Here is a 19528-nt window from a genome sequence, read left to right as displayed (position 1 = left end):
CGCCAGCGCTGATGGTACTGCTCGGGAGACTGGGTGGGAGAGTAGGACACCGCCGGCCACTCATCTTTGGTGAGTGAGTACGTGGTTGAGGGGAGTGGCACCGCCTGCGGGTGGTGCTGCTCCCCTCTTCTGCGTTCCCGGGGGTCCCGCGAGCGGGGGAAGCACCCCCCAGCGGTCAGCTCGCGGGTGTCCAGCCCAGGTGGGGTGCCACGTGCTCGGCGACCGCCGTGAGCACGCGCCGGTGGGCCTCGGGGGAGCCTTCCGCGGGAAGGACGATCACGAGACCGTTCGTCTCCTCCACGACTTCGTCTGCCTTCAGCACCTCGACGATGCGGTCGGGGTCACCGCTGAGAGCCGCGCTGTACCGCACCGGGAAGGGTGCGTCGCCTGTGGGCCGGCCGTCGGACGTCATGCCGGATGCGTAACCGTCGAGGAAGGAGCGGTGGTCCTCGGCGTCCTGGGCCGAGAGGAACGGCAGCACGATGCGCCCCGCGGAGGCGCGGGCGTCACGGCGCCCCGCGTGACCGGCATCGGCGAAGGCCTTGCGGTAGCTGCGGATCTGACGCGCCTGGACGACGTCGAACGGTTCGCCCGTCTCCTCGGTGTTGAGGGTGGAGACCTGCAGGTCGAAACCCTGCTGGCCCGTCCGGACGGCCGTCGCCTCGCTCCCGGCCCCGTACCAGAGCCGGTCCGCGAGGCCGGGGGCGTGCGGGGTGACCGTGAGGTCCCCGCCGGCGGGGATCCCCATGTACTGCGCGGCGGCCCGCGCCACGGGTTCGCCGGCGATCGCCCGCCGGAGGACGTCGATGCGGTGCTGAGCCTCCCCCGCGAAACCACGGGCCGAGGTGCCGTGGACGACGTCGAGCGTCGTCGCCAGGGGGGCGATGCCGTTGCTGAGCCCCAGCTCGAGCCGCCCACCGGACAGCAGGTCGACCGTCGCCGCGTCCTCGGCGAGACGCAGCGGGTCCTCGTACCGCATGGGGATCACCCCCGTCCCCAGGGCGATGCGTCGTGTCACCTGCGAGGCGGCGGCGAAGAACGTCATCGGTGACGACAGGTAGGGCTCGTGGTGACGGACCCGCACCCAGGCCGAGTCGTACCCCAGCTCCTCCGCGTGCCGCACGAGGGCGAGCCCGTCGCGCAGCGCCCGGCCGGCGCCACCGGACCCCTCGTCCGCCACGAAGGTGAGGAAGCCCAGCTCGAGCCGCCGCCGTCCGCCCGCCATGCCCATGTCGACCACCAAGTGCTAGTAGCTTCAAATACCAATGGTCGACGGTACTGCGGCTCGCCACCGAACGGCAACGTCAGGTCACGGGTCCCGTCCGGCTGTGGACGGCTCCGGCCGGTCGACCTCCGGCAGCGCTACCGTCGTCCCGTCGGACCGGACCGGGGGGAGAGACGTGCGTTACGGCGTGGTGACCGAGGAGTTGGCGTCACTGGCAGCTGCCACCCGACCCCGCTCGTCGCCGGTGAGCGCCCACGCGGGAGCCCTGCGATCGGCTGCGGACACCAGTGGTGCGTGGGCCGTCGGCCGAGCCAGCACGGCGGCACGGGCCCTCTTCGACACGTTGGCGCAGGCGGCCGCGGAGGCGGCGGCCGGGCTCGAGCAGTTGGGCGACCAGGTCGCCGCGGCGGGCGGGCAGTACGAGGCGGCGGACGGCCACCTCGTGCAGCCTCCGTGAGCCCCGGCCGATGCCATCCGGGTGGTTCCCCGCCCGAGACCTCGTCCGCCGCGGCTGCGCGACCGACGACTGGGAGGTGAGCACCGAGGTCCCCAGCCCCGCGCGCAGTCCGCTGCGGGTCCGCCGCGTCCGCGGCCTCCTGCACGGGCTGGCCGTCGGGGAGGTCATCGCCGCCAGGCCCGCGCCGACGGGGGTCCTGCAGCACGGGGTCGCCGCCCAGCTGGCGTGCTTCACCGCGGCAGCCGGCATCCGGACGGCTTTGAGGGCGCGCCCGCAGCAGCCGGTCGACCCGCGCGCCGACCTGCTCGAGGCCTACCGTCGCTGGGCGCAGGTCCGCCAGGGCACGCAGGTGCCCGCTGCCCGCACGGCCTGGCTGGACGAGGTCACCCTGCTGAGCCGGGCCGCGGGCGACCCGCGGGACACCCTCCGCGCCCTCGTGGCCGGTGGTGCCGGTACGCCCGCGGACCCCGTCACGACCGCTGACGGCTGGCACGCCCTCGTCCGCGCCCTGCCCCTGGCCGCTCACGTCGAACGGGACGCCCGACGGGCGGTTACCGCGGCCGTCGACTCGGCCGCCCTCACCCACGGGCTCCGCGTCTTCGCCCCCACGGCCCTCGCCGTCCTCCTCGCCGCCGCCGCGCTCCGCACGGGCGACCCCGTCGAGGCGATCGCCTCGGGGTTGCGCGACGCGGTCCTGCTCGGCGTGGACTTCGCGGCCGTCGCCGTCGTCGACGACGCCGTGCGCGCCTCGCGGGAAGCTCCCACCTCGGGCGTCGTCCTGCGCAGCGGTGCGCCGGGCGGCAGCGCCGCGGCTGCCCTGTGGGGGGCCACGTACTGCGTCCTGAGCCACCCCGGGGACGTGGACGCCGCCCTCGGCCTCGCCGGGTCGGCGGGTCACCCCGACGCGGTCGGCGCGGTGACGGCCGCGTTCCTCGGAGCCGCGCACGGGGCCGACGCGCTGCCGCAGTCCGTCCTCACCCGCATCGACCTCGCCTACGTCATCGACCGGCTGGCGCGCGACCTCGCGGTCGTCGACGGTCTCGGCGCCGAGGAGGCGGCCGGGGTCGAGGTGGACTGGCGACGTCGCTACGGACTCGGCTGACCCGCACGCCCCACGGGCGGCAACCGCGGATGGACCGCCCCCGACGAGGTCGTGAGGAGCGGTTCCCGGCCGTTCCTCCCCGGCGTTCCCGGCGACTCGACGGCCACCCTGCACGTGCTCCTCGCGGACGGGCGGTTCGCCACGCGTGCCGTCGACGTCGCGCTTCCCACGTCGCCGGCCCCGCCGCCCCGGTCTCGCGCCCCTCCTCGTCCCTGGCCGCACGCGGCGACGGAGAGCGTGGAGCCGGTCAGGGGACGAGGATGGCGCGGCCGCGCACCCGCCCGCCGTCGAGGTCGTCGAGCGCCGTCTGGAAGTCGTCGAGGGCGTGCTTCACGGTGTGCAGCTTCACCAGGCCGCGCGCGGCCAGGGCCATGAGTTCCGTGAGGTCGTTGTAGGAGCCGACGAGGTTGCCGATGATGTTGATCTCGGTGGAGATGACGTCGATCGTGGGGACGTCGATGTTCTCGCCGTACCCGACGACGTGGTAGTCGCCGGCCTCGCGCAGCATCTTCAGCCCCTGGGCCGTCGACCCGCCCTCACCCACGAAGTCGACGACGACCTCGGCCCCGTGCCCCCCGGTGAGGTCGAGGACCTGCTCGACGTGCGACCCGTCGGCGACGATCCCGTGGTGCGCGCCGATCGACTCCGCGAGCTCCACCGCCTCGGGGTTGCGGTCGACGACGACGATCTCGGCCGCCGTCGTGGCGGCGAGGACCTGGATGCCGATGTGCCCGAGTCCGCCGGCGCCGATGACGACGACGCGGTCGACGGGCCGCAGACGCCGGGCCGCCTTGGCCGCCGCGTGGTAAGCGGTGAGGCCGGCGTCGGCCAGCGCGGCGACGTCGGACGGTTCGAGGCTGTCGTCGATCTTCACGACGCTGCGCGCCGACGTCTTGAGGAACTCGGCGTACCCGCCGTCGCTGTCGATGCCGGGGAACACCTTGTTCGCGCAGTGCACGTCGTCACCCGACCGGCACGCCCGGCACAACCCGCACGTGATGTTCGGGTGCAGGATGACCGTGTCCCCCTCGGCGACGTTGGTGACCGCCGACCCGACGGCCGCGACCCAGCCGGCGTTCTCGTGCCCGATCGTGTACGGCAGCCTGACGCCGGACTTCTCGGCCCACTGGCCCTCGAGGATGTGCAGGTCCGTGCGGCACACCCCGGCGCCGCCGATCTTGACGATCACGTCGAGCGGGCCGGTGACCTCGGGGACGGGGACGTCCCGCATCTCGAGCTTCTGGTGGTACCCGGTGACGCGGACGGCTCGCATGGTGCTCACGCGGACTCCCTGGGACTGGTGGCGGCGCCGGTGACGACGGCGAGGGGCAGCAGGGGGTGGTGCCCGCGCAGGTCGGCGGGTTCGGACCCCTCGGGCCGGAACGCCTGGTCGGCTTCCGACCCCGGGTAGCGGGTGGCGAGCAGGCCGCGGCAGAAGTGCGCGTTCCCGTCGATGGAGATGCGCGTCGACCGGGCCCGGCGCAACCGCGACGGGACCTCCTCGCGCGGGTACGGGGTGCCGTGGTCGTCGACGAGGACGGGCGCCGACGGGTCGGTGCTCAGGCCGAGGGCCTCGCGCCGCCGCAGCAGGGCGTCCCTGGTCCGCTCGTCGCGCAGGTCGGCCAGCGTGACGTCCCCGAGGTCCTCCTCGCGACGGTCGGCGTCGGAACGCAGCAACGTCGTCAGCGCACGTTCCACCGCCGCCGTGTGCGCCTTGCGGCGGAACGTCAGGCGCAGCTCGTCCAGGTCCTGCTCGGCCTCGTGCCGGAACGTCCCGCGGTACCCGGCGTCGGCGGCGAGGCCCGCGTTGATGAGGCCCGAGTCGTGGTGGTCGTCGAGCTCGACGACGACGCGCCGCACCCACGGCAGGTCGTTCAGCACGTCCTTGGCGTCCGAGGCCATGAGGTAGGCGAAGTTCGGCGAGCAGAAGGACGTGGGCAGGCGCAGGTGCACCACCACGTCCGCCTCCTCGACCGTGAGCGAGCGGACGAACCCCAGGTCGGTGATCGGTTCGTCGAGCTCGGGGTCCAGGACCTGGGACAGCGCCTGGAAGGCCCTGTCGCGCAGGTCGTCGTGGAGGTCGGGCAGGACGGCGGTCATCACGCCACCGCCACGGCCTGCGGCTCGGCGTGCTGCGGCGGGTTCGCGACCTGCAGCTCGGCCGGCACGGGGATGTCGTAGACCGCGGCGGCGTTCAGGCCGAGGATCTTCTTCTTCTGGTCCGTCGTCAGCGGCGCGTACTCGCTCATGTCCTCGGGGATCTGGAAGTCCACGAACGTCTCGACGAGCCACTTCGGCGTCCACAGCGCGTAGTCGCTGGAGAAGAAGATCCGGTTCTCGTCGAGCCAGTAGAGGAGTTCGCCGATGATCTGCGCGAAGTAGCGCGGCCGGGTGTGGATGAACGGCATCGCGACCGCGAGGCCGGCGTACACGTTCGGTTCCTGCGTGGCGATCCAGCAGAAGTCCTCCAGGCGCGGCAGCCCGCAGTGCTCCACCACGAAGTTCAGGTCCGTGAAGTCGGTCGCGACGTGGTCCACGTCGGCGACGTCGAACGCGTCGCGGTCCAGCGGCCGGATCGTGGGTCCCTTGTGCACGTGGACGTTCTTGATCCCGACCTCGCGGCACACTTCGAGGTACCTGTACGTCCAGGGGTCGCTGAGCTTGTAGCCGCGGGAGTCGCCGTGCCAGTCCGCCGTGTAGAGCTTGACGCCCTTGAGGTGCATCTCCTGCGCGTCCCGGCGCAGGCGGTCCAGTCCCCGCTCGCCGTCGCGCGGGTCGAAGTAGTGGTTGTAGGTGAGCTTGTCGGGGTTGGCCGAGGCGAGCTCGAACGCCTCCTTCGTCTGACCGAACCCGTTGACGTAGAACTCCCCCAGCCGGGCCGGCTGGAAGATCGCGTGGTCGACGTAGCCGTCCTGGAACAGGTCCCTCACGAGGCGTTCGCCGCCCTGGTACAGGTACTCCTCGTACGGCCACAGCTCCGAGGCCGGGCTGAGGTTGCGGTGGTAGTCGTAGAAGCAGTCGATGAACTGCTTGCCGTGGACGTTGCGCTGGTTCTCCGGTCGCGCGTCCCACAGGGCGATGTGCGCGTCGAGGATGAAGTACTTCTCGCCGTCCTTGGTGTACATGCTGCTGCTCTCCATCTCCGGTGACGGGGCGGTGCGTTGGCACGACGGTAGGCAGGAGTCGGCTCCCGCGGGCGTCCCCCGTGTCTCACTTTGAGACGCCGAGGTCTGTCCTGTCGCGGTCGCCGGACGTACCGTGGTCGCACCCGAGGGAGGGGGAGGCCGTGGGCGAGGGAGCTCCTGGACGACGTCCCGATCCGCACCCGCTGCGCGCCGGGGTGCCGGTGGGGGACCGGGTGGTCGCGTCCTGGCGGCGCAGCAGCGAGTACGGCGTGCCCACCGAGGCCGTCGAACCCGTCTTCTCCGGCACCTGGGAGCGGGAGTCGCTGTTCTTCGAGTGCGGCCGGGAGGTGCTCACCGACCTGCACCGCACGCTCGTCGACGAACCCCTCGGCCTCATGCTCACCGACGCCGAGGGCCTCGTGCTGAACCGCCTGTCGGGGGACACGTCGCTGCTGCGCAGCCTCGACGCCGTCCACCTCGCCCCGGGGTTCGCGTTCTCCGAGCGCGAGGCCGGCACGAGCGGTCTCGGCCTCGCCCTGGCCGACCGGCTGCCGTCGGTCGTCCGGGCCCAGGAGCACTACTCCACGAGCCTGGCCGGGTACACGTGCGCGGCCGTGCCCGTCCTGGACCCCGTGAGCGGGCGCCTGGAGGGCAGCGTCAACATCACGACGTGGGCCGAGCAACCCGGCAGGCTGCTGCTCGCCCTGGCGCAGTCCGCCGCGGGCGCGACGTCGGCCCTGATGCTGGCCCGCTCGCGGGGGCGCTCACCGCGCCCCGCCCCGCGCGGTGAGGTGTTCCACGTGCGGGCCGGGACCCTCGAACCGGGCAGCGGCAGCGTCCAGCCGCTCTCGGCGGTGTGGCGGGACGCGGTGCAGCGCGCCGAGACCGCCGTCCGCGCCGGTCGCGTCGTGATCGCGGTGGGGGAGCGGGGGACCGGCCGGTCCACGCTGCTCGCGCAGGCGGTGCGCCGTGCCCGGCCCCGCGACCGCATCCTGTCCGCGAGCCCGCCGGCCCCGCAGGACCTCGACGCGTGGCTCGCGCTGTGGGCGCCCGAGCTCGGCAAGGCCGACACCTCCGTCGTCGTCGGTGAGGTCGACTCCCTGCCCGCGCGAGCGGCGGAGGAGCTGCGCAAGCTCGTCGTCGCGGCCCGCGCCGCCCGGCCGGGGCTGCCCGTCGTCCTCACCGCCGAGGACCTGGCCGAGGTGCCCGCACCGCTGGCCGGGCTCGTCGACGCCGTCGTGCCCGTGCGCGCGCTGCGCGACCGGCCCGGTGACGTGCTGCCGCTGGCCCACCACGTCGTGCGGCAGACGCGGGGCCGTGACCTCGACATCACCCCCGCGGCCGCCCGCGCCCTGGAGACGTGCCCGTGGCCGGGGAACGTCGACCAGCTGCACCGGGTCGTGCGCCGCGCTGCGCTGCAGGCGGACACGATCGACACCCGGCACCTGCCCCCGGAGGTGTTCAGCGGCTCCGGGCACCGCCTCTCCCGACTCGAGGCGCTCGAGCGCGACGAGATCGTCCGCGTCCTCACGACCCCGGGGATGACGGTGAAGCAGGCGGCCGCCGAGCTCGGCACGAGCCGCGCGACGGTGTACCGGAAGGTGGCGCAGTACGACCTGCGCATCCCGCGGTAGGTCCCGGCCCCGCGTGACAACCTGGGAGGGCACCCGACGCACCCTGGGAGGAACACGCCGTGGCCGGTGGACTCGTGGCCCTGCTCGACGACGTCGCGCTCATCGCGCGGGCGGCGGCCGCCTCGATGGACGACGTCGGGGCCGCCGCGGCCCGGGCCGGCGCGAAGGCCGCCGGGGTCGTCGTCGACGACGCGGCCGTCACCCCGCAGTACGTGCGCGGGCTGTCACCCGCGAGGGAGTTGCCGATCGTCCGACGCATCGCGGTCGGCTCGCTGCGGAACAAGCTGCTGATCATCCTGCCGGTGATCCTGCTGCTCAGTCAGTTCGCGGACTTCCTCCTCACCCCGATCCTCATGCTCGGCGGCGCCTACCTCGCCTTCGAGGGCGCGGAGAAGGTGTGGGCCAAGGTGTCCGGGCACGGCCACGGCCACGACGACGGCCCGAAGGACGAGCAGACGATCGTGTCCGGCGCGATCCGGACCGATCTCATCCTGTCCGCGGAGATCATGGTCATCTCCCTCAACGAGGTCACCGACCAGCCCTTCTGGTCCCGCCTCGTCATCCTCGTCGCCGTCGGCGTCGCGATCACGCTGCTCGTCTACGGAGCCGTCGGGCTCATCGTCAAGATGGACGACGTCGGCCTGGCGCTCGCCGAACGCCCGTCGGCCGGTGTCGCGCGGTTCGGCCGCGGCCTGGTGGCCGCCATGCCGAAGCTGCTGACGGTCCTCACCGTCGTCGGCACCGCCGCGATGCTCTGGGTCGGCGGCCACATCCTGCTCGTCGGCACCGACGAGCTCGGGTTCCACGGCCTCCACGACGTCGTGCACCACCTCGAGGGGGCCGTCCACGGCGTCGCCGGGGTCGGCGGGGTGCTGGGCTGGCTCGTCGACACGGCGTGCAGCGCGGTCCTCGGGCTCGTCGTGGGTGCCGTGGTCGTCCTCGTCGTGACGCTGGTCCGGAGCCGCCGCGCGGCGCACTGACCCCCGGCGCGGCACCGCGCCGACCGGGAGAGGGGCTGCTCACTCGTTCGCCGGATCGAGCGCGCTGCGACCGGCACCGATGGTCCCTGGGGGCGAGACGGGTCCCGGGCCACGACGGGTCGAGCTCTGGAGGCGGTGTGGCGGGCGGTGCGCGCGAGATCAACGGCCGTCGCCGTGTCGGGCCCGTCGCGGGGAGTCCGCTCTCCAGGGGTGCGCCCCTCGCCGGCGCCGTCGTGGGCACCGCCGTCCTGTCGGGCCTGGTCTGGTGGGTGCTGCCCGAGGAGGCCGTGCTGTCACCCTGGTGGACGCAGGTGCTCGGTTGGCCGGTGGCCCTGCTGCTGCGGGTGGACCCGGTGCAGCGGTGGATCGGTGGCGGTCGCCTGGACAACCGCGTCTGGCTCCGGCTCACGATCGCCGGCGCGGTCTTCGCCGCGACCGTCGCGCCGACCGGGATGTCCTTCCTCTTCCCCGCCTTCGCCGCCCTCACCGCCTGCGTCCACCTGCAGTGGAGCGGGTCGCGGGCCTGGCGACCCTGCGTGACGATGACGCTGGCGCTGAGCACGGCGCTGCAGGTCCTGGTGCGAACCGGCTGGCTGCCCACGGCCCTGCCCTGGTCGCTGGACCTGGTGGCCACCGTCATCACGGTCGTGCTGTCCCTGCTCACGATCGGCAACGTCGCTCTGCTCACCGCGCAGCGGGAGACCGAGAGCGCCGCGCTGGACCTCGAGCGGCGCAGCCGGCACGACGCGCTCCTGCACGCCGCCACCCACGACTCCCTGTCGGGGCGGCTCAACCGCGCCGGGCTGCAGGAGCACCTCACCCGGTGCCGGACCGACGCGGTGGGGGTGCTCTACGTGGACCTCGACCACTTCAAACCCGTCAACGACCGGTACGGTCACGCCGCCGGTGACCTGCTGCTGCGGCTGGCCGCGGACCGTCTCGCCGCGCTGCTGCGCCCGGAGGACGGTCTGGGCCGGCTCGGTGGTGACGAGTTCGTCGTGCTGCTGGCCACGGGGGACGCCGCGGTCGTGGCGGACGTGGCCGCCCGTGCCGCCACCGCCCTGCGGGCCCCGTTCGACCTCGACGGCACCCTGGTCCGCGTCTCCGCCAGCGTCGGCACCGCCCTGAGCCTCGAACCGGTCACCTTCGAGGACCTGCTGCGCCGCGCGGACGCGGCGATGTACGCCGAGAAGGTCCACCACCGTCGCCGGGTGGCGCCCGCCGACTGACGGGCTCGGGTGCGCGCCCGACGCCACCGTGCGGGTCGACCGGCGGCGCCGGGGCACGGCCACCGCGCGCCGAGGTGTTCGAGGGGGTCGAACACGCGCGGGCGCGGGTGCCGTGTCGGACCCGTCTGCGATGGTCTCCCCGTTCCACAGCGAGGAGAGACCCGTGACAGCGCTCGACCCCACCCCACCGCTCCCGCGGACGGTCGCCCGGCGGTACCGGCACCGGTACGCCGTCCTGGACGTCGAGACGACGGGTCTGCGCCCCGAAGCGGGCGACCGGGTCGTGCAGGTCGCCGTCTGCCTGGTGGACCCCCGGGGTGTCGTCGAGCGGTCCTGGTCCACCCTCGTCGACCCCCGGCGCGACCCCGGTCCCGTCCACGTCCACGGCATCACGCGCGAACGTCTCGCCGGCGCCCCGGTGTTCGCCGACATCGCGCCCGTCGTGGCCGAACTCCTCACCGGCCGCGTGTTCGTCGCCCACAACGCCGGGTTCGACTGGAAGTTCCTCGACGCCGAGATGTCCGCCGCAGGGGTTCGGCTGCCGAGCCGGGAACGCCTCTGCACGTGGAAGCTCGCACAGCGGCTCCAGCTGCCGGTGGAGAACCTCAAGCTGTCCACGCTCGCCGCGCACTGGGGCATCGCGCAGCTGCGCGCCCACGACGCCGCCGACGACACCCGCGTGCTCGTGGAGGTGCTGCGGGAGGAACTCACCCTCGCCCAGCGCGCGAAGGTGGACCTCCCCCTGGTGCGGTTCGCACCCCGCGGGTTCCTGCCCCGCCTCCTCAGCCGCCTGCGCCGGGTGCTGCGACGGTTCCGCTGAGGATCCCGGCCACGAAGCGCGTGAACAGCGCCGGCGCCACGACCCCGGCCAGGAAGTACGTGAGCAGCATCGACCCGACGAACAGCACGACCAGCGCCAGCAGCACCGCCAGCGCGTTCTCGCGGGTCGACCGCACCGTCCGTGGCCGGCGGCGGGCCGGTGGGCGGCGCGACACCGGCCGCCGTGCCGGGGCTCGACGGGCCCGTGCCGACGGTTCGTGCCGCGGCGACGTCGTGGTGTCGACCGCCGCGGTCGTGGTGAGGTCCGGGCTGCGCGCGCCGTCCAGCTGCTCGCGCAGGAACTGCGCCAGCTCCTCGACCTCGGCCGGGGTCAACGTCCCGTCGAGGGAGCGCAGGTGCCCCACGAGGTGCGCGCGGCCCACGACCCGCACCCCCGAGCGGGTGCGGGTCGGTCGGAACGGCTGGTCCACCAGGCACAGGACACCGCGCGCCGCGGACCGGTACCGGGGCGGCAGGAGCGCCGCGACGGCCGCCGTCGCCCGCGCCACCCCGTCCAGCTCCTTCTCGCGCCGGTACCCGTTCTGGCGCAGGTGACCGTCGTCCACGGTGACGTTCCCGGACCACTTCTTCGCGTCCACCACGACGACCCCACCCGGACCGACCGCCACGTGGTCGAGGTTCGCGAACCTCCGGCCCGGCCAGTGGACGTCGTGCAGCACCCGCCACCCGTGCCGTTCCAGCTCCGCCAGCGTCTGCGCGACGAGGCGCTCGCCCTCCGCGCCGGCCGACCAGGCGTGCTGGGCGCGTTCCGCTGCGGCGAGCTGCTCGCGGAGCTCGGCGGCGGTCAGTTCGCGGCGCAGCCGGTCCACGCGCGCGCTCGCGCGTCGCGCCTGCTCCTCCGCTCCACCTCCCGCGATGCCCACCCCTGGTGCTTCGGCGGCCGGGCCGGGGGGAGCTGAGGAAGATCACCCGGGTGGGTGCGCGGCGGGTGAGGGGCAGGCGTCACCGCGTGGTCAGGGCGGTCCGGGCGAACGCGACCAGGGCCGGGCCTGGTGGCGGTGGGTCCTCGCGCAGGCCCAGCACCGGCGGCAGGCCCAGCCGACGCAGCAGCGTGGTCGTCGGAGCGGCCGGCCCGATCGCGTCGTGCCAGACCAGCCGGCGCTCCGGCAGCCGCCACCCCAGGTCGTCCAGCACCGCCGCGGCGAACGTCCACGCCTCGTGCGCCTCCGGTGACCGGCCCGCGGCGACGGCCAGCAGCACGAGGAGCTGCGGCAGCCGCTCGTGTTCCTGTTTCCCCACCGGGAGGCCGGCGGCGAGGTGCGCGAGCAGCCGCGCCTGGTCACCCCGCAACTGCCGGCCGAGCTTCGTCAGCAGCAGCCGGCCGCGGTACGTGCGGACGAGTCCGAACGACCGGAGGAGTCCCCGGAACTCCAGGACCGGCAGCGTCTGGACCTCGCGGTTGCCGGCACCGATCCACTCCGCGTCGAGGTCGAACGCCTCGAACGCCGCGCGGACGTCGACGGGCTTGAGGTAGCCCGCGCTCGTCAGCGGCAGCCCCTCGTCCCCGACGCGGTCCAGCACCCACAGGACGTCGTGCAGCAGACCGTCCTGGTCGGCCGAGGACGGCGCGGCGGTCAGGTTGCCGTGCGGGAGGGCTCGGCGCACGAGGTCGTGCAGCGTGTGGGCCGTACCGGCGGGCAGCCGCCGCACCACGTCCGCCAGTTCCGCGGGGAAACCCGTCGTGTCGAGCCCGTGGCCGCCGCCGGGTTCGGGCAGGACCGGGCCGGCCGCGATGGCCTCGTTGGTCTCCTCGACCGAGAAGTGCTCGGGGTCGAGGTCGGGGTAGGCGTCGAGGAGGTGCTGCAGGTCCACGGGGACGGGCCGTCCCTCCTGCCGGTCGCGGGCGAGGTCGAGGACCTGCTGGTAACCCCACGGCCCGCCGCAGTCCTCCGGCGGGCAGGCGCGCGCCCCGTCGGTGCACACGACGCCCGGCGCGACCTCGGGGTGGGGGAGCTCGGCCTCGAGCAGGACGGTGTGGCCCCAGCCGTCACCGAAGTCGTACGCGTACTCCAGCCGGTCGCCCGGTGCGAAGAGCACCTGGTCGAGGCGGACGGTGGCCTCGTCCACCCCGTCCTCGCCCTCGGCGACCTCGAAACTCGTGAGGAAGGGCGTGTCGAACTCCCCGGAGCCGGCGTCGAACCGGCGGAAGCCGTGCAGGTGCGAGTTCGTCCAGCCCATCGCCAGCTGCAGCGCGTCGTGGACGTCGTCGAGCGTCAGGTCGGACGCCACGTCCAGGCGCCGCCAGACCGGCGGGTCGACGTCGTCGAGGGACACGCGGAGTCGGAACGTGACGGTCTCCTCGCGCGGTTCGGCGACCGCCGGGTCCGGCCGTGCCCGGTCGAAGGACGCGTGCAGGACCGAGGGGCCGAAGGAGCCGGGAGCGGGGGCGTCCGGGCGACGGGGCATGGCGGCAGGGTACGCACCTCACCAGGGGAGGTGGCCGTCGAAGAAGTCGTAGAGGCCCGGCGCCCGCCACAGCGGTGAGCCCGCCGTCGCCGCCCGGTACATCCCGGTCGCCGCGCCCCGCACCCGGTCGGTGTCGACGGGCCAGCGCAACGGGGCGGCCAGGGCCTGCAGGTCCGCCTCCGGGCGGGCCAGGAGGTCGCGGACGTGCTGCACCGCAGGCAGGGTGGCGAGCTTGTCGCCGTTGCAGCGCGGGTCGACGGCCACGAGGTTGCGCACCCCGTCGAGGGGGACGCGCGACCACGGCAGGACGTGGTCGACGTGCACGCGCGCGCCCAGCCGCTGGTCGCAGTAGAAGCAGCGGTTCTCCTGGAACTCCCGCAACCCCGGTGCGAGCCGGGCGACGGCCGCGCGGTCGGCGCCGAAGAGGAAGGCGTGCAGGTCGGGGAGGTCGAGCTCGGCGGCGTTGTGGCGCTGGACGTCGTCGACCCACCACTGCTGCACGACGGGCTGCAGGAGCGGGGAGACGCGGGCCAGGGCCGTGGGGACGCCGGGGAAGAGGTCGACAGCCCAGTCGTGGGCGTCGAGCTCGGCGACGGTGACCTTCTTGCTCAGCCAGGAGTCGTCGTACAGGAACGCGGCCCGTGGAGATCGTCCTCCGGTCCGCTGCAGGGCGAACAGGGACTGCTGCGCCAGCGTGTGGGCCACGGACCGTCGGGTGCGGACCCACGCGGCGGGATCGTCCGTCCGCCACCGGGTGACGCTGCCCCTGCCGCAGGCCTCCGCGACGGTCCGCGCCCGGGCGACCGTGTCCAGCAGGGTCACGGTTCCCGTCCGGGACTGCTCGTTCTGCCGCAGCACTCCGTGCTCGCCGTACACCCGGACCTGCGGCCAGTACGCCTCGACGACCCGTTCGGCGAGCGCCGGGATCGGCACCCGCAGCCCTTCGTGCTCGTCGACCGGGTTCTCCAGGCAGTGCTGCAGCAGCGCGTCGAGCGTCGCGAGCTTGTAGGTGGACACGCGCCGCCCCGTCGCCAGCAGTTGAGCGAGGCGGGCACCGAGGTCGAGCGCGTCCACCTACGGCCGCCGCGCGAACTCGTCCAGGGCGGCGGTGAACGAGGAGTTGTGCTCGCTGAGGTGCGGCCACACGGACGCGACCCGGTCGGTCGCCTCGCGCGCCGACAACCCCTGCGTGCGGACCAGCCACGCGCGCAGGACGAGGCCCGTGCGGGACGCGCCGGCGTGGCAGTGCACGAGGACCCGTTTCCCGTCGGCGCGCAGCGCCGCGATGTCGGCCAGGACGTCGTCGAGGACGGTGACGAGTTCGGTGTTCGTGTCGTCGTCGGTGAGGTGGGCGAAGCGCTGGACGTCGTGCCCGAAGCCTCCCCCGGTGCGGCACAACGAGACGACCGCGAGGTCCCGGTCGCTGCCGCGGGCGCCGTCGAGATCGGCGGCCCACACCCCGTCGGCGACCTCGACCGGTTCCAGGCCGCGGCTCGGCGTGGGTTCGTACAGGTCCCCGACGTGGCCGTCGAGCTGGGCGGCCAGGTGCTGCAGGTCCCGCAGCTCCCACACGCGGTCACCGAACCCCGGGATCCGCCCGTGGACGAGCGACGTCCAGCGGACCGGGATGCCGGTGATGCCCGCCCGCGCCCCGGCGAGCGCACCGGTGACGCACGCGACGGTGTCGGTGTCCCCGCCGAGGTCGAGGACCAGGCGCAGCGCCTCCTCGAAGGTGCGCGAGTTCCGCAGCGCCCACAGCGCCGAGCCCAGCGTCGGCCACACCGCCCCGTTCGACTCCGTCGCCCGGTCGGGGGTCCAGTCCCGGTGGCACGTGCGGGCCCACTTCTCGCGGTGCGGCTCAGCGATGAGCGGCAGCGTCTCCGCGACCGCCGCGTCGACGTCGCGGTCTTCCAGCAGCGCGCGCACCGCCTCGTGGAAGACCGCGCACCCCTCCCCGGCGGCCGGGTCGCCGTGGGTGAGGGCGCTCTGCCGCCGCGCCGCGTCCACCGTCGCCTCCCGCCCCGCGCCGGCGAAGAACAACGCCGCCGGCGTCGCGCGCATGAGGGAGCCGTTGCCCGCCGCCCGGTGCCCCGCGCGGACGTGCTCGGCCGCCGCCGCGTCCCACGGCAGGCCCGACAGCAGGACCGCGGAGGTCTGGACCCCGATGTCCGGCGGCCCCGCCTGCGCCCACGTCCGGAAGCGGTCGAAGACGTCCGCCCCGTCCAGCCCGCGGTGCGTGACGAGGGACTGCGCCAGCAGCAGCGCCATCTGCGTGTCGTCGGTGAACTCCCCCGGCTCCCACCCCAGCGACCCGCCCCCGCACATCTCCGTGCGCACGCCGCGCGCGGCGGTGGGGAAGCGGGCGCTGAACGCGTCCGGCGGGCCGAACTCGAACGGCGCGCCGAGCGCGTCGCCGATGGCCGAGCCGACGAGAGCGCCCACCACCCGGTGCCGGCGGTCCACGGTGGCCTCCTCGGTGGTAGGTGGTTCGACCCTAGCCAGCCGTGACGGAGGGGGGCGAGCGTGTCGCCAGATGGGAGCGTAGAAGTCCGCCAGAAAGTAGCGTTCAGAGGTCCGTGGTGCCGTGCACCGACGACATGACCCCTGTGGACGACGGTCGATCCGCCCCGCCGCTCCCCGTACGGTGCGGCCGTGAGCGCGTGGGAGGAACCCGGCCCCGCCCCACCCGCCTCGACCACCGCCGTCGCCAGGATGATGCGCCGCACCGGCCGCCGGGACACCCGCCCCGAGCTCACGCTGCGCCGTGAACTGCACCGCCGCGGGCTGCGCTACCTCGTCGACACCACCCCGCCCGGCACGAACCGCCGCCGTCGCGCCGATCTCGTGTTCCGCGGCGCCCGCGTCGCGGTCTTCGTGGACGGCTGCTTCTGGCACTCCTGCCCCGTGCACGTCCACCGCCCGAAGGCCAACGCGGACTGGTGGCGGGTGAAGCTCGCCAGCATCACTGCCCGGGACCGCGACACCGACGCGGCGCTCGCGGCGGCGGGGTGGCACGTGGTGCGGGTGTGGGAGCACGAGGACCCGCGCGCGGCGGCCGACCGCGTGCACGGGGTCGTGCACGCCCGCCGGAAACCCCCACGCCGGCCGCGGCCGGTCCCTACGCTGGCGGCGTCGTCGTCGAGGGAGTCCGCCGTCGTGTCCCCGTCCCGCCCGGTGCTGCGCACCGCCGCCGCGATCAGCAGATCGATCCGGCGGCGCGGGGGCTTGCGGCCGGCGGCGATCTCGGCGGCCTCGAGGTCGGCGTAGGCGTCCAGGACGCTCACGGTGACGGGCAGCGGGTCGAAGGGGGAGCGGAGCCGGTCGAAGCGGACCCGCCGGGCCGCGCGGAGGGACCCTTCCGAGGCGGCGTGGACACCGGTGGGCAGCTCGGCGAGGGTGAGCTCGGAGACCGCCACGTCACCCTCCGGCCAGACGTCGTCGATGAGCGCTTTCGCGTCGAGGAGGTAGGTGGTCACTTTGTCGTCGGCTCTCCGTCCCACTGAGGGGCGCGGTCGTACGGGTCGTCGAGCTCGTCGTCGAAGGTGTCCCGGACATCGCGCTTCCACTCCGCGTGGTCCTCGGGAGAGAGCGGAGCGAGGTCGTCGAAGAGGTGCCGCAGCGTGTCCGTGGGGATGAAGCGCTGCAGCGGTGCGAGTCGGCGAGGAGAGCTGGAACGTCGGTCCAGGGGTGTGCAGCTTCCTGCGGTGCGGGCCGAGGTCGACGTGGCGGTGTCCCTCCTCGACCGCGGTGAACTGCGGCGAGGACCAGGCGGGCATCTGACCGTCTGCTGACCACGCGGGGGTCGACAGCCGGGTTCGAGTGCAGCAGGATCCGTCAACGCCGAACCAACCGGTACCGACGCCGTCGGTCGCGGGGCGGCGCCGTCGGCTCCACCGTGCCCTCGTCGATGAGTTCGTTGAGGTAGCGGTTCACCATCGCCCGGCCGATGCCGAGGGCGTCGGCCAGGTCCCCGGCGTGGTGCTCGGCGCCGTCGCTCAGCAGCGCCACCAGTGTCCCGAGGCGCTCCCCCTTGACGGGGGAGGAGGTAGTGGATGGTGCTGGTCGTACCCCGGTGATGCGACCGCGGCGCAACGTGGTGCGGAACCGGACGAGCGAGGCGTTGAACTCGGGGGCGGGGCGGCCTTCACGCGCCATGACGGTGCGCATGACACCGATCCCGCTGCCGCGGTTCTCGCAGACCACCCGGTCCGTGCCGGGCAGGGCCACGTCGGCCAGCAGCAACGCCAACCGGCTGTTGCGGCTGGAGGACAGTTCTCCGAGGTCCTCGCTCGTCACCGGTCCGAAGAGACCGCCGGGGCTGAGGACGTCGAGCCGGTCCGGGTACATCTCGACCTGCACCTGGGTCCCGAGGCCGTGGGGTCCGTAGTCGCGGTGCATCAGCGCGTTGACGACGGCCTCGCGCACCACTTCGGGCGGGAACTCGTACCGGTCGGTACGCCCCACCCCCTCGACCTGCGCCGCGACGGCCGAGTTCCGCAGCACGGCGGCCACGGTGTCCTCCACCACCGTGGGCAGCGGCCCCGTGAGGGTTTGGCTGTCCAGGAATCGCGGCCCACCTGCTGGCCCGTCGCCCTTTGTGGTCCCGGGGACGTTGACGAAGGAGACGTACACCTGGGGGAGGAACTGCTGCGGGTAGATCCCCAGGGTGATCAGACCGGCCAGGCTGACCGCGAGCTGCCCGTTCGCGGGGACGAGGACGTTGAGCTGCCGCAGTACTTGCTCGTCCGGGGCGTTACGGAAGATCCGCGGCTGGCGTCGTCGGACCCGACGCAACAGGTCCTGCACGGCGCCGTCGTCGAGATCGGTGAGCCCGGCATCGGTCGGGGCGACGTCGTGGCGGGGTTGGCCACGGTTGTCGCGCAGCAGCCGGGACTCGTAGTCGGTGAGGACCCGGTCACCCTCGTGCGAGCGGGTGAAAGACCCCGATCGTTCTCCGCGGCTGACCACGAAGCACGGCTTGGCCGCCGCGGTGAGTTCGGGAACCTTCGCGACCACCACCTGAGCTCCGTCGACCTCGTCGATGCGGATGTCGAGCCGCAGGGGTGGGGACAGCTCGCGCGCGGCCACCTCGTCGAGCAGTCGCGCCGTACGGGCGGCGTCGAAGCCGGAGGCGGGAGCGAAGTCGAAAGACTCGTCGACTCCGAGGACCACGTGCCCACCCCGACCGTTGGCGAAGGCACTGAGGGTGGGCGGCAGGCTCTTCGGGAGCCCGCCCGCGGCCGCCTTGGCCTCCAGGTCCACGGTCTCCCCGTGGCGGCGCAGAGCTTCCACGAGAACTTGCGCTGGAGGGAGGATGCCTCGGTAGTCCACATTTACATGCTACATGCTACATGCTACTGGTCTTATGTAGCGGGAGGTCGAGGGTGTCAGTCATGGACGCCGCCGCCGTGGCCCCCCTTCGAGGGCCGTCGCCCCGTCCGACGGGTGATTTCCATTCTGCGTGTCGTCACCCGGTGTCACCATGAGGAGCGGTACAGGCAGTGGACAGGAGATCAACGATGACCGCGGTGCACCCGGACCTCGACGCCGAGCAGGCGTACGTCGAGGGGGCCTACCGTTCGCTGGACCTCGGCTTGGCCTCCGCGGAGCAGAACTTCGCGGACTACCGGGCCGGTGACCGCACGGCGCGCCGGACCATGCAGCGGGCCCTGGCCATCCTGCGCGAGTCCAAGAACCAGGGGCAGCTGGTCTTCGGCCGCATCGACCAGGGCCGTGAGGAGCCGCTGTACGTCGGCCGCAGGGTCGTCTTCGACCACGACAAGAACGTCATCGTCATCGACGCCAGTGGTGATACCCGCACCTACGAGGTCGTGGCGACCCGCGTGGGTTGCCGGGTCGACGTGACGGACGGGCGCGGACTGGTCGAGGTCACCGAGGTCACCCGCGGCGGCACCCCCGTACGCACGGCCCGGTTCATGGCCACCCGCGTCATCGCCCTTGTCGAACACCCCTCGCCCCGCACCGACTTCGAGGACGACGAAACGCTGCGAGTCAGCGCCTCATCTCCCGGCCGTCGCACTGGGGGAGAGGGGAGGAGCCGGCGCGCCACACGCTCGAACTGAGCGCGCCCGGCGCTCGCAGGCGACCTCGTCGTGGACCTCCGCGATGTCGTGCCCACGTCGCGACGTGTAGTCACCGTGGGCCCGAGGTCGTTGAACGACCGGCCGCGGCGAGCTCCTCGTGAGGTGTTGCAGCCGAGACCCGGCGGTAACGCCCTGTGGTGAGCTTTTGCCTTGCGGCGCAGTAGAAGTGAGGTCAGGCAGCGCCACGATTTGGAGCTGACCGCCGTCGCGGCGTACTGTTCTTCATGTCGCCCCGAGCGGGGCGGAAAACCTGGAGCTTATGGCTGAGGGTGATCCGCGCCTGGAGTGGTGGCGCCGGAAGCTGCCTGTGCTGGGGCTGGGTTGAGGTTTGGCCTGGTTGCTGGTTAAGGTGGGAAAGTTGCCCCTCTTCCGCTGGCCCTCGTTTCGGGGGTGTGGTCGGGGTGGGTGCGTCCGGTTCTTGAGAAC

At 73.5% G+C, this 19528-nt stretch carries 16 protein-coding genes and 2 pseudogenes; 8 read left to right on the top strand and 10 right to left on the bottom strand.

Annotated features, from left to right (window positions below; genetic code table 11):
- Positions 1 to 175: 175 nt before the first annotated feature.
- Positions 176 to 1231, bottom strand: coding sequence for an LLM class flavin-dependent oxidoreductase (locus AB2L28_RS20515; protein ID WP_370720858.1), 1056 nt, complete (start codon positions 1229 to 1231; stop codon positions 176 to 178).
- 34 nt (positions 1232 to 1265) lie between these two features.
- Between AB2L28_RS20515 and AB2L28_RS20510 the strand changes: the two genes are divergently transcribed.
- Both AB2L28_RS20510 and AB2L28_RS20505 read left to right on the top strand, forming a co-directional pair.
- Positions 1266 to 1682, top strand: coding sequence for a WXG100 family type VII secretion target (locus AB2L28_RS20510; RefSeq protein WP_370720853.1), 417 nt, complete (start codon positions 1266 to 1268; stop codon positions 1680 to 1682).
- Between the two features lie 76 nt (positions 1683 to 1758).
- The gene (locus tag AB2L28_RS20505) at positions 1759 to 2784 is read left to right on the top strand and encodes an ADP-ribosylglycohydrolase family protein (protein WP_370720852.1); all 1026 of its coding nucleotides are present in this window, start codon (positions 1759 to 1761) and stop codon (positions 2782 to 2784) included.
- Between the two features lie 247 nt (positions 2785 to 3031).
- Here AB2L28_RS20505 and AB2L28_RS20500 read toward each other — a convergent pair whose 3' ends face one another.
- The 3 genes from AB2L28_RS20500 to AB2L28_RS20490 are packed head-to-tail and all read right to left on the bottom strand — an operon-like array spanning position 3032 to position 5909.
- The gene (locus tag AB2L28_RS20500) at positions 3032 to 4057 is read right to left on the bottom strand and encodes an NAD(P)-dependent alcohol dehydrogenase (protein ID WP_370720857.1); all 1026 of its coding nucleotides are present in this window, start codon (positions 4055 to 4057) and stop codon (positions 3032 to 3034) included.
- Between the two features lie 5 nt (positions 4058 to 4062).
- The gene (locus AB2L28_RS20495) at positions 4063 to 4884 is read right to left on the bottom strand and encodes an iron-sulfur cluster assembly protein (protein ID WP_370720856.1); all 822 of its coding nucleotides are present in this window, start codon (positions 4882 to 4884) and stop codon (positions 4063 to 4065) included.
- Entirely contained in the window at positions 4884 to 5909 is a 1026-nt protein-coding gene (locus tag AB2L28_RS20490; RefSeq protein WP_370720855.1) for an amidohydrolase family protein, read from the bottom strand. The genes AB2L28_RS20495 and AB2L28_RS20490 overlap by 1 nt, the downstream gene beginning before the upstream one ends.
- A 161-nt stretch (positions 5910 to 6070) precedes the next feature.
- Between AB2L28_RS20490 and AB2L28_RS20485 the strand changes: the two genes are divergently transcribed.
- The 4 genes from AB2L28_RS20485 to AB2L28_RS20470 all read left to right on the top strand — a co-directional run bounded on the left by AB2L28_RS20485 (position 6071) and on the right by AB2L28_RS20470 (position 10572).
- Complete coding sequence (locus AB2L28_RS20485) at positions 6071 to 7543, top strand: AAA-type ATPase lid domain-containing protein (protein ID WP_370720851.1); 1473 nt, start codon at positions 6071 to 6073, stop codon at positions 7541 to 7543.
- Positions 7544 to 7602: 59 nt separating this feature from the next.
- A complete protein-coding gene (locus AB2L28_RS20480) occupies positions 7603 to 8523 on the top strand; it encodes a DUF808 domain-containing protein (RefSeq protein ID WP_370720850.1) in 921 nt (306 codons plus the stop codon).
- Between the two features lie 137 nt (positions 8524 to 8660).
- The gene (locus AB2L28_RS20475) at positions 8661 to 9752 is read left to right on the top strand and encodes a diguanylate cyclase domain-containing protein (RefSeq protein ID WP_370720849.1); all 1092 of its coding nucleotides are present in this window, start codon (positions 8661 to 8663) and stop codon (positions 9750 to 9752) included.
- A 163-nt stretch (positions 9753 to 9915) separates the two neighbouring features.
- A complete protein-coding gene (locus AB2L28_RS20470; protein ID WP_370720848.1) occupies positions 9916 to 10572 on the top strand; it encodes an exonuclease domain-containing protein in 657 nt (218 codons plus the stop codon).
- On the opposite strand, the gene AB2L28_RS20465 is transcribed toward AB2L28_RS20470, so the two are convergent.
- The 4 genes from AB2L28_RS20465 to AB2L28_RS20450 all read right to left on the bottom strand — a co-directional run bounded on the left by AB2L28_RS20465 (position 10535) and on the right by AB2L28_RS20450 (position 15461).
- Positions 10535 to 11455: a nuclease-related domain-containing protein gene (locus AB2L28_RS20465; protein WP_370720847.1), complete on the bottom strand. Its 921-nt coding sequence runs from the start codon at positions 11453 to 11455 to the stop codon at positions 10535 to 10537. The genes AB2L28_RS20470 and AB2L28_RS20465 overlap by 38 nt on opposite strands.
- Positions 11456 to 11534: 79 nt before the next feature.
- On the bottom strand, positions 11535 to 12998 hold the full coding sequence (locus tag AB2L28_RS20460; RefSeq protein ID WP_370720846.1) for an IS1096 element passenger TnpR family protein: 1464 nt from the start codon (positions 12996 to 12998) through the stop codon (positions 11535 to 11537).
- Positions 12999 to 13016: 18 nt separating this feature from the next.
- Positions 13017 to 14072: an HNH endonuclease gene (locus tag AB2L28_RS20455; RefSeq protein ID WP_370720845.1), complete on the bottom strand. Its 1056-nt coding sequence runs from the start codon at positions 14070 to 14072 to the stop codon at positions 13017 to 13019.
- Complete coding sequence (locus AB2L28_RS20450) at positions 14073 to 15461, bottom strand: ADP-ribosylglycohydrolase family protein (protein WP_370720844.1); 1389 nt, start codon at positions 15459 to 15461, stop codon at positions 14073 to 14075.
- A 249-nt stretch (positions 15462 to 15710) separates the two neighbouring features.
- Between AB2L28_RS20450 and AB2L28_RS20445 the strand changes: the two are divergent.
- Positions 15711 to 16082 (top strand): annotated as a pseudogene (locus tag AB2L28_RS20445) (very short patch repair endonuclease); the annotation flags it as partial.
- Between the two features lie 143 nt (positions 16083 to 16225).
- Here the strand turns inward: AB2L28_RS20445 and AB2L28_RS20440 are convergent.
- Together AB2L28_RS20440 and AB2L28_RS20435 are read right to left on the bottom strand one after the other, a co-directional pair.
- Positions 16226 to 16774: pseudogene (locus AB2L28_RS20440) on the bottom strand (PIN domain-containing protein); the annotation flags it as partial.
- A 58-nt stretch (positions 16775 to 16832) separates the two neighbouring features.
- Complete coding sequence (locus AB2L28_RS20435) at positions 16833 to 18290, bottom strand: ATP-binding protein (RefSeq protein ID WP_370720843.1); 1458 nt, start codon at positions 18288 to 18290, stop codon at positions 16833 to 16835.
- Between the two features lie 227 nt (positions 18291 to 18517).
- Here AB2L28_RS20435 and AB2L28_RS20765 point away from each other — a divergent pair, with 227 nt between their 5' ends.
- Positions 18518 to 19081 carry a DUF8836 family protein gene (locus tag AB2L28_RS20765; RefSeq protein WP_490054864.1) on the top strand — a complete coding sequence of 188 codons (564 nt, stop codon included), beginning with the start codon at positions 18518 to 18520 and terminating at the stop codon, positions 19079 to 19081.
- The last annotated feature ends 447 nt before the right edge of the window (positions 19082 to 19528 follow it).

The sequence above is a fragment of the Kineococcus mangrovi genome (assembly GCF_041320705.1).
GTDB lineage: Bacteria > Actinomycetota > Actinomycetes > Actinomycetales > Kineococcaceae > Kineococcus > Kineococcus mangrovi.
This window is presented reverse-complemented; position numbering and strand designations above follow the sequence as displayed.